Annotated in this window: 19 protein-coding genes and 2 pseudogenes; 11 read left to right on the forward strand and 10 right to left on the reverse strand. The window is 55.9% G+C overall.

The window, feature by feature from the left end; all coding sequences use genetic code 11:
* Nucleotides 1-183 precede the first annotated feature (183 nt).
* From GOB90_RS17570 to GOB90_RS17580, 3 genes are all read left to right on the forward strand, one after another.
* The gene (locus tag GOB90_RS17570) at nucleotides 184-1,305 is read left to right on the forward strand and encodes an ATP-dependent helicase (protein WP_242012150.1); all 1,122 of its coding nucleotides are present in this window, start codon (nucleotides 184-186) and stop codon (nucleotides 1,303-1,305) included.
* Nucleotides 1,306-1,522: 217 nt separating this feature from the next.
* Entirely contained in the window at nucleotides 1,523-2,395 is an 873-nt protein-coding gene (locus GOB90_RS17575; protein ID WP_146892884.1) for a DNA/RNA non-specific endonuclease, read from the forward strand.
* Nucleotides 2,396-2,567: 172 nt separating this feature from the next.
* A complete protein-coding gene (locus tag GOB90_RS17580; RefSeq protein WP_146892886.1) occupies nucleotides 2,568-3,053 on the forward strand; it encodes a cupin domain-containing protein in 486 nt (161 codons plus the stop codon).
* 97 nt (nucleotides 3,054-3,150) lie between these two features.
* Here GOB90_RS17580 and GOB90_RS17585 read toward each other — a convergent pair whose 3' ends face one another.
* From GOB90_RS17585 to GOB90_RS17605, 5 genes are all read right to left on the reverse strand, one after another.
* Entirely contained in the window at nucleotides 3,151-3,927 is a 777-nt protein-coding gene (locus GOB90_RS17585) for a hypothetical protein (RefSeq protein ID WP_146892888.1), read from the reverse strand.
* Between the two features lie 51 nt (nucleotides 3,928-3,978).
* The gene (locus GOB90_RS17590; RefSeq protein ID WP_146892890.1) at nucleotides 3,979-4,170 is read right to left on the reverse strand and encodes a hypothetical protein; all 192 of its coding nucleotides are present in this window, start codon (nucleotides 4,168-4,170) and stop codon (nucleotides 3,979-3,981) included.
* Nucleotides 4,171-4,342: 172 nt separating this feature from the next.
* Nucleotides 4,343-4,597, reverse strand: a complete 255-nt coding sequence (locus GOB90_RS17595) for a hypothetical protein (protein WP_146892892.1) — start codon at nucleotides 4,595-4,597, stop codon at nucleotides 4,343-4,345.
* A 63-nt stretch (nucleotides 4,598-4,660) separates the two neighbouring features.
* A complete protein-coding gene (locus GOB90_RS17600; RefSeq protein ID WP_146892894.1) occupies nucleotides 4,661-5,161 on the reverse strand; it encodes a hypothetical protein in 501 nt (166 codons plus the stop codon).
* Nucleotides 5,158-5,358, reverse strand: a complete 201-nt coding sequence (locus GOB90_RS17605; RefSeq protein WP_146892896.1) for a hypothetical protein — start codon at nucleotides 5,356-5,358, stop codon at nucleotides 5,158-5,160. The genes GOB90_RS17600 and GOB90_RS17605 overlap by 4 nt, the downstream gene beginning before the upstream one ends.
* On the opposite strand from GOB90_RS17605, the gene GOB90_RS17610 reads away from it, so the two are divergent.
* Nucleotides 5,357-5,548, forward strand: coding sequence for a hypothetical protein (locus GOB90_RS17610; RefSeq protein WP_146892898.1), 192 nt, complete (start codon nucleotides 5,357-5,359; stop codon nucleotides 5,546-5,548). The two genes, GOB90_RS17605 and GOB90_RS17610, sit on opposite strands and share 2 nt — an antisense overlap.
* Before the next feature lie 143 nt (nucleotides 5,549-5,691).
* Here the strand turns inward: GOB90_RS17610 and GOB90_RS17615 are convergent.
* Nucleotides 5,692-5,958, reverse strand: a pseudogene (locus tag GOB90_RS17615) (HU family DNA-binding protein); the annotation flags it as partial.
* A gap of 109 nt (nucleotides 5,959-6,067) precedes the next feature.
* On the opposite strand from GOB90_RS17615, the gene GOB90_RS17620 reads away from it, so the two are divergent.
* From GOB90_RS17620 to GOB90_RS17630, 3 genes are all read left to right on the forward strand, one after another.
* The gene (locus tag GOB90_RS17620) at nucleotides 6,068-6,769 is read left to right on the forward strand and encodes a hypothetical protein (protein ID WP_146892903.1); all 702 of its coding nucleotides are present in this window, start codon (nucleotides 6,068-6,070) and stop codon (nucleotides 6,767-6,769) included.
* Between the two features lie 15 nt (nucleotides 6,770-6,784).
* Nucleotides 6,785-7,135: a hypothetical protein gene (locus GOB90_RS17625; RefSeq protein ID WP_146892904.1), complete on the forward strand. Its 351-nt coding sequence runs from the start codon at nucleotides 6,785-6,787 to the stop codon at nucleotides 7,133-7,135.
* 77 nt (nucleotides 7,136-7,212) lie between these two features.
* Nucleotides 7,213-7,647: a hypothetical protein gene (locus GOB90_RS17630; protein ID WP_146892905.1), complete on the forward strand. Its 435-nt coding sequence runs from the start codon at nucleotides 7,213-7,215 to the stop codon at nucleotides 7,645-7,647.
* On the opposite strand, the gene GOB90_RS17635 is transcribed toward GOB90_RS17630, so the two are convergent.
* Together GOB90_RS17635 and GOB90_RS17640 are read right to left on the reverse strand one after the other, a co-directional pair.
* Nucleotides 7,620-8,255, reverse strand: a complete 636-nt coding sequence (locus GOB90_RS17635) for a nuclease-related domain-containing protein (protein ID WP_146892907.1) — start codon at nucleotides 8,253-8,255, stop codon at nucleotides 7,620-7,622. The two genes, GOB90_RS17630 and GOB90_RS17635, sit on opposite strands and share 28 nt — an antisense overlap.
* A 236-nt stretch (nucleotides 8,256-8,491) precedes the next feature.
* A complete protein-coding gene (locus GOB90_RS17640; protein WP_146892909.1) occupies nucleotides 8,492-9,475 on the reverse strand; it encodes a phospholipase D family protein in 984 nt (327 codons plus the stop codon).
* A 389-nt stretch (nucleotides 9,476-9,864) separates the two neighbouring features.
* On the opposite strand from GOB90_RS17640, the gene GOB90_RS17645 reads away from it, so the two are divergent.
* The 3 genes from GOB90_RS17645 to GOB90_RS17655 all read left to right on the forward strand — a co-directional run bounded on the left by GOB90_RS17645 (nucleotide 9,865) and on the right by GOB90_RS17655 (nucleotide 13,101).
* Nucleotides 9,865-11,250: an IS1380 family transposase gene (locus GOB90_RS17645; RefSeq protein ID WP_173572187.1), complete on the forward strand. Its 1,386-nt coding sequence runs from the start codon at nucleotides 9,865-9,867 to the stop codon at nucleotides 11,248-11,250.
* Nucleotides 11,251-11,511: 261 nt separating this feature from the next.
* On the forward strand, nucleotides 11,512-12,534 hold the full coding sequence (locus GOB90_RS17650; RefSeq protein ID WP_041247965.1) for an IS110 family RNA-guided transposase: 1,023 nt from the start codon (nucleotides 11,512-11,514) through the stop codon (nucleotides 12,532-12,534).
* A gap of 309 nt (nucleotides 12,535-12,843) precedes the next feature.
* A complete protein-coding gene (locus tag GOB90_RS17655) occupies nucleotides 12,844-13,101 on the forward strand; it encodes a transposase (protein WP_261766053.1) in 258 nt (85 codons plus the stop codon).
* Nucleotides 13,102-13,114: 13 nt separating this feature from the next.
* Here the strand turns inward: GOB90_RS17655 and ttdB are convergent, their stop codons facing one another.
* Nucleotides 13,115-13,723 carry a L(+)-tartrate dehydratase subunit beta gene (gene ttdB / locus GOB90_RS17660; protein WP_146893072.1) on the reverse strand — a complete coding sequence of 203 codons (609 nt, stop codon included), beginning with the start codon at nucleotides 13,721-13,723 and terminating at the stop codon, nucleotides 13,115-13,117.
* Nucleotides 13,720-14,619, reverse strand: coding sequence for a L(+)-tartrate dehydratase subunit alpha (gene ttdA / locus GOB90_RS17665; protein ID WP_146893073.1), 900 nt, complete (start codon nucleotides 14,617-14,619; stop codon nucleotides 13,720-13,722). The genes ttdB and ttdA overlap by 4 nt, the downstream gene beginning before the upstream one ends.
* Before the next feature lie 365 nt (nucleotides 14,620-14,984).
* Here ttdA and GOB90_RS17670 point away from each other — a divergent pair.
* Nucleotides 14,985-15,245, forward strand: a pseudogene (locus GOB90_RS17670) (IS6 family transposase); the annotation flags it as partial.
* Nucleotides 15,246-15,455: the final 210 nt, after the last annotated feature.

Consider the following 15,455-nt stretch of genomic DNA (forward strand, 5'->3'; position numbering starts at 1 on the left):
GTCAAAACTGAGAGACTGGCTGGTGGGTACGTCAGGTACAGGTCATCTATCCCGCCTAAAGAAACCTTAAAATTGCTTTTTTGAGGTTGTGAAATTGTATTCCACATAAATTCCTGGCGCGGCGCGAAAGTCGGATTTCTCCGCAATTTCTCAAGAGAATTCCCGAACGCGAAGACATTCAAGCTGGAGGAAAATTTCCGATCCACCAGCCATATTCTCGACGCGTCGAACGCCGTGATCTCGTTTGATCCGTCCCGGATCGAGAAGACGCTGTTTACCCGTCGGGGTGAGGGGCTGCCGATCGAAGTGCTGGGGTTTTCCTACGCCAGCGAGGAGGCTGAGGCGATTGCCCGCGAGATCGGCCGCCGTGCGGCTGCAGGCGCAGCCTGGCACGACATGGCGATCATTTACCGTCAGAACAGACTGTCACGGGCACTGGAGGAAGCGCTGCTGCATGCGCGCGTCCCTTATGAGATCGTCGGCGATGTCGGTTTCTATCAGCGAACAGCTGTCAAGGACGCCCTGGCGCTCCTGACCCTTTCCTCGTGGCCGGATGAGCGCCAGTCCGATGAGGCCTTTCGTCGGGTTGCCAACAAGCCTGCCCGGGGTCTCGGAGCGAAGGGACTGGGGATGATCGAGGCTGAGGCGGCAGATTTTGGTCTGTCGCTGTGTGCCGCCGCCATGCGAACGCGCCTGCCTCCCAGATGCGGTCTGGCGCTCGACGGCTTTATCCAGATCCTCAGACGCGCCGGGGCGCGTGATGACGACACGCTCGGACAACGTCTCACCTGGCTGCTTGAGGAGACGGGCTATCTGGACATGCTCCGCGCTGATGACAGTGATGAGGCCGCGACCCAGAGGGAAAACCTTGCCGAGCTGACAGAACTGGCCGACGGCTTCCGGCGTGTGGAGCATCTGATGGAGCACGCGGCCCTGGCGAGCGGGGCGCCCGGGGAGAAGGGAAAGGACCGGGTGCAGCTCATCACCATGCACAGGGCAAAAGGACTGGAATTCCGCCACGTCTTTCTGCCGGCCTGGGAGGAGGCCATCTTTCCGGGCGGCATGGCGCGCAATCTCGATGAGGAGCGTCGCCTTGCTTATGTCGCGCTCACCCGGGCCATGACACAGGCTACCATCAGCTTCTGTGATTACCGCCAGGGCGGCTCTTCCGCGCCGTCACGCTTCATCGATGAGATCCCGCTGGCAAACCGGATCCGTGGCTGGAATCACGGCCGCGACGAGCCACGCAAGTCAGGTGGACGCTGGGCGCAGGCTGACCGTGAACTTGATGCACTGGGGCTTTGACCATGAGAGATGACCCGCCAATGGATTTTTTCGGAAACCAGTCACAAGCATCGCTTCGACCCCGGCCGGCAGGCCATGGATACGCGCATAGCTGCAAGGCCTGCAGAAAAGGAGCAATGTTCGGTTTCAATACGCGCTCAGGGGAGGAGTGGTATTGCCGGGAGCACCGCCATCTCGGTCGCTCGGTCCCGCCGGCTGCAATGAAACGGGGCGTCTGATGCGTAGCCTGCTTCTGGCCGCCGGTGTGGTGGTCTGCGTATCAACGCCTGCCGTCGCGCAGACGGTCTCCTGTGCGGGTCAGTTTTTCGGCGGACAACCTCCTGCCGTGGTGGACGAGGCGTTGCGGATCGGCACCGTGATGCTCTGTAATCACGGTTACGCCGTCCTGGCGTCCGAGCATACGAAAGGCGCGCTCTGGGCCGCCGAGTATCTCTCGGAAGAGAACCTCGAAGTGGCGGAGCGTACCCCCCGCAGCAGCCGCTTCTATCCGGACGCCCGCCTCCCGGACACCATGAGGGCCGAACTTTATGACTTCAGATCGAGCGGATACGACAGAGGCCATCTTGTTCCGAGCGGCGATGAGGCTGGCCTTTCATGGCAGGCCGAGACGTACGCACTCTCCAATATCGTGCCTCAGACCGCCGAGCTGAACCGGGGCGCCTGGGTGGGCGTGGAAAGTGCCGTGCGCGGGCTCGCGGACAGGGATGGAGAACTTTATGTTGTCACCGGTCCCGGTTATGACCCGGACAGAACCGATACCGTCGGCCCGCACCGGATTCCGGTTCCCGCTATCACGTGGAAGGCGATTTACGATCCGGTGACAGAAGGAAGCGGCGCTTACGTCTGCCTCAATACGTCGTCGCCTCAATGCCGCGTCATCACGGTCGCCCTGCTGACGCATCTCGTGCGGATCGATCCGTTCCCGGCGGTGCCGGCAGGCGGGAAGGACCACATCATGCAGATGCCGCCGATTGAGGCCGGCCCTTACACGCTGGAGCGTGAGGCCGGCGGAGAAAAGATGCTGCGCGAATGGGCTGCGCCGAAGGTTCGCCGGGCTCTTGCGGAGCTGGTCAGATCGCTTGGAAGGTGAATTGGGTAAGGGTGACGGCTTGCGCCTCATCCCAGACATTTCATGCATTCGGAAATGATTCGCATTACGGACATAGAGCGATCGATGGTCATCGTGTCATACCTTTTTTTTCTATGATCGAATGCCTTGCCGACTACGGTGTTGACTATAAGTTCTGAAAAAAGAGGAAACAATGAACAGACGCACCCTCATTATCGCTATCGCCATTTCACTAATCTCGACAGGCTCAGCAAGTTTTGCACAGAGCCATAGCCATGACGGGGCAAAGGTCATTTCCACCCCCGAAGATGTTAAATGGCAGCCCGCACCAGCTATCTTTCCGCAGGGAATGAAAATTGCCTATCTTTATGGCGATCTAGCAAAACATGAACCTTTCACCATCCGGGTCATGATGCCTGCTTACAGCGTTATTGCACCGCACACGCATAATCTTGACGAAATGCTCACGATTATATCTGGCAATCTCGATCATTATACCGGCCCGAAAATGAATCCATCAGAGGGACTTCGTATGGAAGCGGGCGGGTTCGTGCATCTTCCGGTGAATATGGGGCACGCGCTGAAGGCTGGGGATAGCGGGGCTATTTTGCAGGTTTCCGGTGTCGGTCCTTTTGGCATGACCTATGTCGATCCAAAAGATGATCCACGACACAAGTAATAGTCATCGAACCAGTGTTCCGACGTAGCCCGAGACTTCCACGCAATGGGGATCATGGTCTCGGGCACGTCGATACACAGTGTGAAACCTTTAGTTTCTATCTACATCGGTACCAGACCAACGAAACGGTAAGCAAAATAACAATCCATAAAACCAGATTGGCGTGCTTCCCCCAGATGACCCTGCCGGAAAACCAGACAGGGTGATCGAATGCGCGGTTCAGCTCCGCGCCGAGATCCTGAGAACGTCTGCGCTGAGCCTTCAGATCAAGCTGCGAGGCAGACAGGGTTCGTTCCTGATCGTCCAGGAAGTCCTCCAGCGTGATGACGGTGAGATTATCAGGCAGTTCTGTCCAGGGTGTCAGAGACCCGGCCTGCATCGTGCGTCCCGTGCCTTCAGCGTGAGTGCTGTCCGCGTAGTCGAATCTGATTCCGAACTGCTCGTAAAACCGGTTGCGGCGTAGTTTATTTTCGCCGTGACCCTGATGGGCAAAGAGCTTTATCGGATTAACCTCGGCATCCGGCCATCTGGTGGCCCACTCAACGATCTGATTCATGAGGAACGACCCGACCCGGTTGCCGAGGAGACTATCCGGTTCAAGATCAACGGCTCCTCCATACGGATCGGATCCTGTCAGACAGATCCTCCCGCTTTCTCCGCAGTCCCGGACGTAGCACGCCGGAAATTCGTGTGTTTGTTTTCGATGACCGTATGGAATTTCACCGATGATTCGATAACGGACAGACAGACGGGCTTTCTCGATAACGTCACCGTTCCCATGGATGAGCGTTTCCCTGTGCTCGATCAGCAGTTTTGCAACCGGCTCACCGGCCGGATCAAGTCGCGGGCGCACGAGGAGAATATAAGGTTCCATATCGGAGATTTAACAATAGTCCCGGTCCGCGAACAGATGCCGCGACCAGACTTACCGCGTTACCAGGCAGGCTGCTCCGGATAAAACAAAGCCAGCTACCGAGAGCCACATCACATTCAGGAACGTGCTCCGCGCAGAATCCCTGAAGCCGACTACAAACAGAAGGCTGAATCCAAAAACGAGGAAACAAAACTCGCAGATATAGACAAGCGCGTCCGATGTCTGGCCATGAGGTACAGTCATGATGGTCTCCATTCACATCAATGATCGCGTTTCCCCGCGAATGCGTGGCTGCGCTTGTTTTCCCAATAACGGCCTGAGAAGTGAAACTATAGAAATTGCGCCAGCATATACGGCGCCGGGATCAGGACCAGTGCACACACAACGGCGCGCAATCGTCTGTCTGCATCCGGCGTCAGGATGCGAAGCCCGCTTCAAGATTGAACAGCATCCAGATCAGCAACAATCCGACGCGGTACCAGCCGGGAACCGATTCATACGCCCGTGCAGCAGCCGGGACTTCGTTTAATACCGCTATGATGAGTACAGCCTGCCCAATCATAAGCGGCGTGACGATTGAGATCGCGCGGCGTGTCGCTGTTCGCGCAGGCTCAAAGACGGGTCCAACGATTTCCTGCAGTATCGGATCCGCTGTTTTGGCATCAGTCATCGAATATACCTCTGTTTGCAGACACAATGGCATAGTGTCGGTCGTATTGCTGGCGGTCGTCATTCAGTTTTTAGTCTTTACTTGCTGATCACCGTGAACGAACGTCTTGCGACCGCAAAGGGCTGACGAAGAGGAAAGTTTTCTCTGCCCTGTGAAGCGCCAGACGAAACGGCCGAGGCGAATAAACAGATAAGCGGCCACGGCCATGCTGAGCAGAATGCCCCATGCACCGAGGATAGTGTAAAACCGGAAAGCTGCACGAAACTGATCAGGGTGCATGGCCATCTGACACAGGTTGAACTGCTCTGTGGTCGCGTGGTCACGGTGAGGCACTGACAGGGGCACAGACGGTAAAGGAAGAGGCCTGGTCCAGGCCCGGCACGCCTCGACAAAAGCCATCGTTCCGTCTCGCATCTGCTGGCTCACTGGTCCGACAGGCGTATCGATCGTCGGCCGGTTCAGAGGCACTGGTCCGACGGATGGGCCTGCCATGGCTGTTGCGCCGGGCACGGGCGTCGCCACGAGGATGAGGGCTGCCGGAAAGGAAGCGCGGAGCAGCATCACATCGTGCTCCTGGGCGCAGGGTGAGTCGGCGTGAGGCCGTAACCCCATGCCGGGGTCATATCTGTCCGGCGTATGCGTCCGTGCTGCGAAAGCGTTGACCGGATGGCGGTATAGCCGGAGTGAGCCCGCCGGATGACCGCGCGTTCTCCTGGTGTGCGTCTGTGCAGCAGCGCGGTGAGGCGGTGATGCGATGTCATGAAGAAGATCTCCTGCTTGTGCGAGGAGATCAGTGTCGGCCACCATCATGCGACCAGTGATAAGAAAATGCGCGAAAAACGCATCGGCCGGTCGCTGATTCGTCAGGCAGCAGGCCTCGCGGGAACGACCGCACGCTCGCTACCCGCTATCTTTCAGGTATCCGCTATCCTGATATTGGCGTTCGTGTGAGGCCGCCCTCAGGCCGCGCGTCGAGCGCGGGTCTTTTTCGCGGGAGCAGCTGCCGGATCCGTAGCGGCGGCGCTTTTGGCCGGTGATTTCGTGGATGTTCTGACCGACGCTTTCTTTGTCCTGGTCGCGGGTTTTGGTGGCGCAACACGCGCCTTCAGCACGGGAGACGCTTTGAAACGAACGGTCCGACCGGCCTCGACCTGGACCGTTTCCAGAGTGCGGGGATTCAATGCCGAGCGCGCCGGGGTGTCTTTCACCCGAAACGTGCCGAAGCCGGGCAGGGTAAAGCTTCCGGTTTTCTCCAGCTCGGAGACAAGCGCCTCGATCAGATCGTCGGCTGCCTTACTGGCCGCAACGCCGGTGCTTTCCATGCTGTCCTGCAGCACCGCTGCGATGAACGCCTTGCTCATATTGGTGTCGTATCCTCTTTCGGACGGCATTGACGCGGGTGTCGGCCGACACCTCGAAATGCCACAGAAATAGTGTTCCCGTCATCAGGGAGGAGGTTTGCGGTCGCATATGACGGATGCTTCCGATCTTTCACGTGGCAGTCGCATGATTCCCGGCCACGCAGGTAGTCCCGAACAAGGAGACATTCATGCCTGTCGCCCATGCCGTTCCATGTCGTTTCGTAAAGACCACACGATGCTGACGGTTCAGCATATCCTGATGGAAGAGGGCTTCCGCACAGCGGTCCAGCTTAGACCACCCATGACGCCGGATCGAAATGAGGGACTTTCCTGGATCGTCCGGGAGGGTTCCGGGCCGCTTCCCTATGAAGGGTTCTCCGGCTGGTGGGCGACGGTGGATTATCCCCGCGATGCGGATGGCCGGATCCTGCCCGGCGGAGCGGCGTTCCGGCTGCATTACGGCCGGTATCGCACCATGCGGCCGATCGTGGTCGGTGCAGTCGCATGGTGTGGGGCCGTCGGCGCGGAGCTGTGGCGGTCGGTGAAGACGCTTTTCGAGCAGGGGAAGGAGTCGGGACGGATCAGTCCGCCTCTCGACGCCCTGCCTCTGCCTCTCGATCTGGTGGCTCCTCTCGATGCGCCATGGCTTGCCACCATTATTTCGTCATTTGTGCAGGGTATGGATTACGCGCAGCTGACCCCACTGCCGCGTATCGTGCATGAACTTGCCGCCGTTCTGTTTGCCGAGGCCCCGTTTCTGGCGGGGCAGATGTATCCACCCGCGTCACGATTTCCGCTGCCGCTGTTTTGAAAAGGAGATGGCCCCTTGCGCTATATTTCCGGCTTCGCCGCCGTTCTGCTCATCGCAGCGTCTTTCTCCGCCCGCCCTGCCGAGGCCCAGTCCGTAATCGGCAGCCCGGTGACGCCGGCAGGCGGCCGTGCGGCGGGCAAGATGCCCACGACATTCGCGCCCCTTGGCCAGTCCATGGCGCAGCTGCTCGATGACGGTTTTCAGATCGTATCGCTTGCGGGTGAGGACGGCGAAATGGTGATTCTGCGCAAGTCGTTTCCGGGGCAGCCGGGAAGCAAATGGGTTCGATGCGAGTTGGCTGGTGGCGGACAGTCAAAACTGATTTACAGTCGTTCGGTCTCATCGGACTGCCGTGCGCTGAACTGATGGCTCTGATCCCCTCTGGTTCCGGTCGGGACTTCGGTTTTTAACTGTATCTGATTTGTTATAAGGACGTCTGATTTATGGCGAAGAAGCCTGCGCCGGCGATTGAGCCCGAGGACTGGTCTGACGAAGAGGCAGGTTTTCTCCCGCCACTTGAACCACCGACACCGGTGCGGGATCCGAAGGATCTGCGGCCGCACACACGCCAGCTCACTGACCTTCTGCGAGCGCGCTTCCCGAAACGATGGGTGGGCGTTGAGATTGGCACGCTGCCGCTTCGTTGTGAGGATGACCTGTTCTCGGATTTCATCAATCTTGGTGACGGCCTGGGTGTGCGTCTGGATTACGATCCCAATGAACCGGATCGGGTTCTCTGGATCAGCGCCGGCAACCGTGATTTCGGCGGCGAACCTGTCGACTTCCCCCGCGACAGTGAGGCCTGCCGGGGACTGATGCTCACTGACGAGGAAACGACCGAGCTGCTCGACTACCTCGAAGAAGAAATGACCGGCTGAACATCGCGGGACTTCCTGGCATGGCGGGCGAGTTCGATGCGCCGCCATGCTTCCGCCAGCGATCCCTGGGGATCATTGCGCCCGAGACTGCCCAGCAGGGTCTCCAGCGCCGATAGTGAGAGGGTGTGGTTTGCCAGTGCCGGCGACAGGATTGCGGATCCTGCCATTACGACGTGGTTAAAAACCTGAATCGCCGGATCCACGAGACGGACCAGCGCATACACAGCCCGACAATGGCCGGCGTTCTGGATCAGGGGACTGTAGATCAGGCGAGGTGGCGCGTCACCGTCTTCCCCGGCGAAACGCTGGCGCCATCTTTCGTCTTGCGGATGCCCGGTCAGCTCGCCACCATAGCGTTTCGTTTCCACGACATGGATGCCGGCTGCGCTGAGAAACAGGTGGTCGATCTGGGTGGTCCGGTCATTGCCAGCAGGCAGGATGACATCGTGGAGGACGGGAAGCCCGCTGCGGTTGAGAACGTCAGCGACGGCGTTCTCGCCCTTGTCACCCTGAATCTCCGCCCGGAAGGACCGCCAGACCGCCTGTTCATGGGGCGTGAGGCGGGGATGTCCGGGGTTTCGAATGCCGCGTCGGCGTAGTCTCACCATGAAGCCCACCTGTCTTGTTACGAATGTCTCCTGCTGGTCTGGCTTAGCTGACAATCATGCGACCCGCCTGGTGGCGGTAACAGTAACGAAAATGGCCGCGTTGGGGGGGAAGTGGAATGTCAGCTGTCAGGCGGGAAGATGAGAAAAGCGGTCATTCGTTATATTGAAGTTCATGACAACCGATTAATTATTTTATAATACGAAACTCCCGCTCATTTAATGAAATTTGATTATCGCTATTTTTTAGGAAAAATATAAGGAGCTAATTCAGAAATGGGAAAGTTGTAGAAATTATCTCCTTCACCAATCGCACCATCTCGAACATAAGCATAAAAAGCTGCTCGAATTACGACCTTGTCTTTTGCACCAACGGTTATCCCTTCGATGTCGTCGATTTTAAACGCTGGGTTAAATGTCTCTCCATCCTGCTGAAAGTCAGGAAATTCTTTTGTATTTCTACGGTAAATTTCTCCTCCAGCAATCTGCCCTCGAGCGGGGCGATCAAAGTCAATCAAGTATGATTTCTGGGCTTCCGTCGCCATACTGCTCCAATCCCAGTAGGTTTCGAACATTTCTCCATATTTTTTCTGCGCCTCAATATTCGCTCTTTCAATTATATCGATATCTTCTTTTTCAATTACTCTATCGTATACGACCATTTGAACATTTAGGGCATCAAGATGCTCAGGCGCATCACGTAACACATCAACAATGCTTCGTTGCTGATAGATTGCAGCAACTGCGGCATCGCCTCTTCTGCGGGCTGCCCATGCTTCTTGGGCTTTGAGCAAGTGAATTTCCTCAATTTTCGTCGACCTAGCCCAAAAATCCTCAAACCTCTCGATGAATTCCGAATGGTTTTCTTCGAAAACAATGTTCGTTTCCAACCACCCAGTTTGCGAGCCTTCACTGCCAAGGCCGTTTGTCGACATATTTGAAGAGCCAAGAAAACAGAGTTTGTCGACAACACCTATTTTAGAATGAAGGTTGTTCAGTTGTCTTACGCTAGCGCCTCGTTGGATAAGCGTGCGAATTTCACTTGGATTCGTTCCACCACTTAAAAGGTTACATACAATGCGCACGGACATTTCTTCGCGTATACCGATCTCGTCGGCGGCACCACGCCCCCAGAAGGCGACTGCGAAGCACGCGCTATGAGCATCATTCATAGCGATTTTTACGCGTCGGCTTAATTCCGGGCCATCAACAATAATCGGCAATTTTCTGTTCTCCTCAACCAATCAAAGGGTGTTATACATTTCACGACAGGTCAAAATGGAATTACGGTCTGCTTTCTGCCTTTTTCGGAAAATAATCGAAAAATTTTATTGTTTTTAAGAACCTGTTTGGGCGCGTAACGTGCTTTCCTGATAATAAAAGTCTTTTTTCTTTTTTTTCCAGAAAAAGAAGACTTTAGCATCCCCACGCAGGTTGCAAATAGAGCAAAGTGCATAACACCCTCTAGCAGGATAAGAATCTCTATTCTGCCGTTGTAATCGCATTAGAACTCGATGACGCGGAAATCTCACAGAAGGGTTGTGCATCGGGTTAGATTATGAAAAAGTCTGTTTTGCACAAAAGAATTTTTCATAAGCAATAAACGAACCCGATGCAGACAGAGTGTAGCGCAGGCGCGTATGAGTTTCCAGCCTCCTGTGGACGGCGTGTTGTGGCCCGTTTTGACGGGGGTCGCATGAGTTCGGATGGGGGCGTCATTCTGGTGAAGCAGGCTGATGACATTCTGGGGCTCAGCCGCCGCTTTGCTGCCTGTTTTCGCGATAAGCGGCATCCCGGCTTTGTGGAATACCGGGTTGAAGACCTTGTCCGTCAGCGGATCATGGGCCTGGCACTGGGCTATGAAGATCTCAATGATCACGATGCCCTGCGGCATGACCTGATCTTTGGTCTGGCCTCGGGCCGTCTGTCAGGAGGTCGGGCCAACTGTGCGGCACTGGCCGGAAAATCCACACTGAACCGGCTGGAGCGCAGTGGCCACAAGGCAGACCGTTACTGCCGCATCATTGCTGATCATGAGGCACTGGCGGAGCTGTTCGTCACGCTCTACATGGACCGGCATGATCGGGCTCCTGCCCGGATCGTTCTGGACGTGGACGCGACCGATGATCGTATCCATGGCCATCAGGAAGGCCGGGCCTTTCATGGGTATTACGGCCATAACTGCTATCTGCCGCTATACATCTTCTGCGGGGATCATCTCCTCAGCGCTACCCTGCGCACGGCAGACAGGGACCCGGGGAAGGAAGTGCTGGCTGACATCCGCCGGATTGTGCAGCAGATCAGGAACCGCTGGCCCCGGGTGCGTATTCTGGTGCGCGGGGACAGTGGCTTCTCCCGGGACAGTCTGATGACATGGTGCGAAGACAACCACGTTGACTTCCTGTTCGGGCTTGCAGGCAACACCCGCCTGTATGACCGGATTGCCTCTTTGTCCGCTGAGGTTCGTGACGAAGCCGCCACGACAGGCAAAGCGGCGCGCGGCTTTGCCTCCTTTGACTGGATCACAAAGGACAGCTGGACGCGCCGCAGGCGGGTGGTGGCCAAGGCCGAATGGCGCCACGGCAACCGCTATCATCGCTTTATTGTCACCACGCTACCGCAGGGAATGTCCGACCCCCGCCATCTCTACGAACAGATTTACTGCGCACGCGGGGATATGGAAAACCGCATCAAGGAATGCCAGCTGGATCTGTTCTCAGACAGGACATCCTCCCATACCATCCGCGCCAACCAGCTCCGGCTGTGGTTCTCGGCCGCAGCCTATGTCCTGCTCACCGCTCTGCAAAAGATGGCCCTTGGGCAGACCTCTCTGGAGAAGGCGACCTGTGGCACCATACGTGCACGACTGCTCAAAATCGCAACAGTCGTAAAGGTCAGCGTGCGTCGAATTGTCCTGTCCATGCCCGATATATTCCCTTGCCAGCACGAATTCGCCCTCGCTCATGCACGATTGCGAAGGCTCCGCCAGGCTTCCTGACGAAACAGACAGAGCATAGGCCACATACTCACAGCCATCACCGCCTTCTCAGGCGCTAAGACCCCAACTGCGTCCAGAATCTGCCTCCAGAGGCAAAATGCCGTTGTCATTCCAGATCAGACGCACAGGACACAGCTCTCAGAACAGAGAATAACACTCTTCAGACAAAATGTGAGATGGGGTGGTTGCCGTCCTCCCCGCACGGCATCGCAATGTGCCAGAATGGTCGTTGGAAGAAACGACTGCGCGAAAGGACGGCAGATGAAGGATACAGTGATAGGCGTTGATCTGGCAAAGAACATTTTCCAGGTTCATGGAGCTTCGCGTGCGGGCGAGGTGATGTTTCGCAAAAAGCTGCGTCGTCAGCAGTTTATGCAGTTCATGGCCACGCAGCCGCCTGCTCTGGTCGTTCTTGAAGCGTGCGGGAGCGCGCATTACTGGGCTCGCGAACTGGCAGGAGCTGGTCACGAGGTCAGACTGATCGCTCCGCAGTATGTGAAGCCTTTCGTGAAGCGCCAGAAGAACGATGCTGCTGATGCGGAAGCGATCGTCATTGCGGCCCGTCAGCCGGAAATGCGCTTTGTCGAACCACGCACTGAAGCGCAGCAGGCGCGTGGCGTTCTTTTCCGGGCCCGGCAGCGTCTGGTGCACCAGCGCACGGAACTGGTGAATGCCCTGCGTGCCGTTCTGTATGAATTCGGTCTCGTCGTGCCACAGGGGATTGCGCATATCAGACACATTGAAGCCATGCTGGATGAGGCGGTTCTGCCAGAGGCTGTGAAGCAGGAATGCCTTGATCTGCTGCGACAGATTTCGGAGCAGAGTGTGCGGATTGATGTCAGAACAAAGAAGATCAGGATGCTTGCCCAGGAAAGTGAAAACACCTGCAGATTGCAGAGCATGCCTGGAGTGGGTCCTCTGACCGCTCTTGCGATTGAAGCTTTTGCGCCTGACCTGCAGAGCTTCCGGCGCGGGCGCGACTTTGCTGCGTGGCTGGGGCTGGTGCCCCGTCAGTTCTCATCTGGCGGAAAGGAAAGGCTGGGGAAGATATCAAAAGCCGGGCAGGCTGATATCCGCAGGCTTCTCATCATGGGCGCCATGACCCAGGTGAACTGGGCCAGCCGTAAGGCCCCTGCACCGGGAAGCTGGCTGGCACGGATGCTGGCCCGCAAGCCCCGTATGCTGGTAGCCATTGCGCTGGCCAACAGGATGGCACGAGCCATCTGGGCCATGGCAACAAAACAGGAGGATTATCGGGATCCGGCCCTGTCCGTGGCAGCCTGAGCGATGGCTCGGCTCCCGCGGATGGAACCGGTAGGGGTGTGAGAGGGCGATGACCTGAATGGGCGCATGATCGTCTGATCCGGATCGGAAAAACCAGTGGATTTCTCTGTGCTTTAAAGCACGCCTGTGAGATTTGGATCTGATCCGCTGATCACCATACTGGCCAGTGGCTTCTGAAAGGCCACATCAACAGGCCTTACAGAAGACCGCACACGATCACACGTCAATATGGGTCAGAAAACTCTTGCATAACGGACGGCAACCACAGAAGAAGAAATCCGCGTCGAAGGCCAGACTGCGGGCGCGGTCATCGCCGATAAGGCTTATGACAGCAATGGGCTCCGCGAACAGATTGCTGTCATGAACGCAGAGGCTGTCATTCCGTCAAAACGGAACCGCAAGGTGTTCATCCCGCACGACCAGGCTCTTTACAAAGACCGAAACCGTATCGAGCGGTGCTTCAATCGCCTCAAACATTTTCGTCGTTTCGCAACGCGCTACGACCGCAGAACCATCCATTTTACAGGCTTCATCTATCTCGCAGCAGCCATGATCTGGATCGCATGAATGTCGATTAGCCCTAGCTGATGAAGCCAACCTGAGCTTTAATTTTCTCAGTGATAGGCCCACGCCTCGCGTTAAATCGCTTCTTGTTTTCCTCGAAGAGGTTATTCCCTTTTGTATCAATTGAAATAATGAGCGGACCGAACTCTTTGACTCTGTTGATCCACATGGTTTCGGGCATCCCAAGATCCTGCCATTCCGCGCCCTCAATTTCCTCAACTTTGGTCGCAGCGAGAACAGCACATCCGCCCGGGAAAACTGCGTGTACGGCTTTGTACTCTGCGCACCCTTCCGCCGTCTCCGGACCCATACCTCCTTTACCGATCACTAATTTTACGCCCGTTTCCTTAATGAAAGCTTTTTCAAATTTTTCCATTCTCATGCTAGTAGTTGGACCAATCGAGACCATTTCAAATTCGCCATTTTCGTCTTGCCGAACAATTGGGCCCGCATGAAAAATAGCTCCTCCTTTCAGTTCAACGGGTAGTGAGCGGCCTTGCTCGATAAGGCGCCGGTGTGCGACATCGCGGCATGTAACCAGGCGTCCGGTCAGGTAAACTATATCTCCAATATTTAAGTCTAGGAGATCTTCATCTTTGATCGGAGTGGTGAGTATTTTTTTCATAGAACAACACCCTCATGGGAAAGAATTTCATATGTAAGATCTGAGTTGAACTTGATTCTACCGCGCCTATGAGCCCAACAACCAGTTGAAACCGCAACCCCGATTGTTGATGGGTGCCGCGCAGAGGACTCAATATTCACACCCATTACACTACTTGATCCCGTGAGACCTTGGGGACCGATGCCAAGTTCATTCAGCCCCTCTTCTAGAAGTGTTTCCATCTTGGCAGCCTTTGGGTTCGGGTGGTGACTTCCAACCGAGCGCAAAATCGCCTTCTTAGACAGTCTAGCAGCGGTTTCAGCCGCAGTGGAAACACCTACCCCAACGAGTAAAGGGGGACACGCATTGACTCCTCTCGATGTGATGACGTCGAAAACAAAATCAACAACGCCTTCATAGCCCTGACCTGGCATCAATACCGTCGAGGCGCCAGGTAGTGTGCAACCGCCGCCGGCCATATAGACTTCAATTGTGGCGCTGTCCTCACCGGGCATTATTTCCCAATCAAGCCACGGTATCCGTGATCCTGTATTCGATCCGGTATTTTTTTCATCGAAGGCCTCAACGGCGTTGTGCCGTAACGGCCCTAACTTAGTAGCACCAAGCGTAGCATCGCGGAGTATTGCTTCCAATTCACCAAGCAGAGGAAACTTAGACCCAACCGAAACAAAGTACTGTATGACGCCAGTATCCTGGCACGAAGGCCTATTTAGCTTATCTGCCGCGTCTTGATTCTCAGCCATTGAGTCATAGATGACGTTTGCCATCTCGTTCTTTTCGTTCCCACGAAGCTCAGCAAGCTTCGACTTTACGTCGGTTGGCAGACGCTTCCCGATATAGGCAGTGAATTTTGTCATGACATCCGTCATGTCCTGGACAGCTGCGTTGTCTACCATAAGGAGACTCCTTCTTTCGGCAGGGCGACCCTTACGATCGCCAGATGCGTTAGTTCACGCTAACCGAGAAATATCGCGCGTATAAATGAGAGATTATTATATTATAAAGTAGTATAATATTAGATTGGCTGTTAGTTGCCGAAGTTTCGGATTTTTCCAACGCGAATTAGATGGATCACTTTTTTTTGCTTTCGCTCTGATCTGCGTCCAGAGAGTGTACCGTGTTGATTGTTAGGGTGCTGGCACGTTAAGTGACGTGTGGAAGTTGAACGGTGCTGTCACATTAATCTCTGGGCTGTAGACTGGCCTGCATGAGCGCTCTTCGTGTCAGCTACAAACGTCACCGCTTTGCATGTGAGCTGAATGCACATGCCGTGTGGCTGTGTTTCCGGTTTCTACTGAGCTTCAGGTTGATCGAAGAGATGCTCCTCGAACGCGGGATTGTCGTGTCATATGAGACAGTCCGCCGCTGGAGCCTGAAGTTCGGAGCTGCATTTGCGCGCAGGCTGCGCCGCAGGCGCGCGGCTTCAGGCGACGTGTAGCGTCTGGACGAGGTCAGGATCGTGATCCGCGGCCAGGTTCACTGGCTGTGGCGCGCCGTCGATCAGGACGGCTACGTTCTCGACGCGGATTTCTTCTGTGGTTGCCGTCCGTTATGCAAGAGTTTTCTGACCCATATTGACGTGTGATCGTGTGCGGTCTTCTGTAAGGCCTGTTGATGTGGCTGAATTGCCCCGGGTTTTGTGGAGACGGAACGACCCGAGAGGTAAGAAGGATTCATGAGCAACAAATCGAAGCGTTTTCCACCTGAGTTTCGTGACCGTGCAGCCCGCATG

The sequence above is a fragment of the Acetobacter oeni genome (assembly GCF_011516825.1).
GTDB lineage: Bacteria > Pseudomonadota > Alphaproteobacteria > Acetobacterales > Acetobacteraceae > Acetobacter > Acetobacter oeni.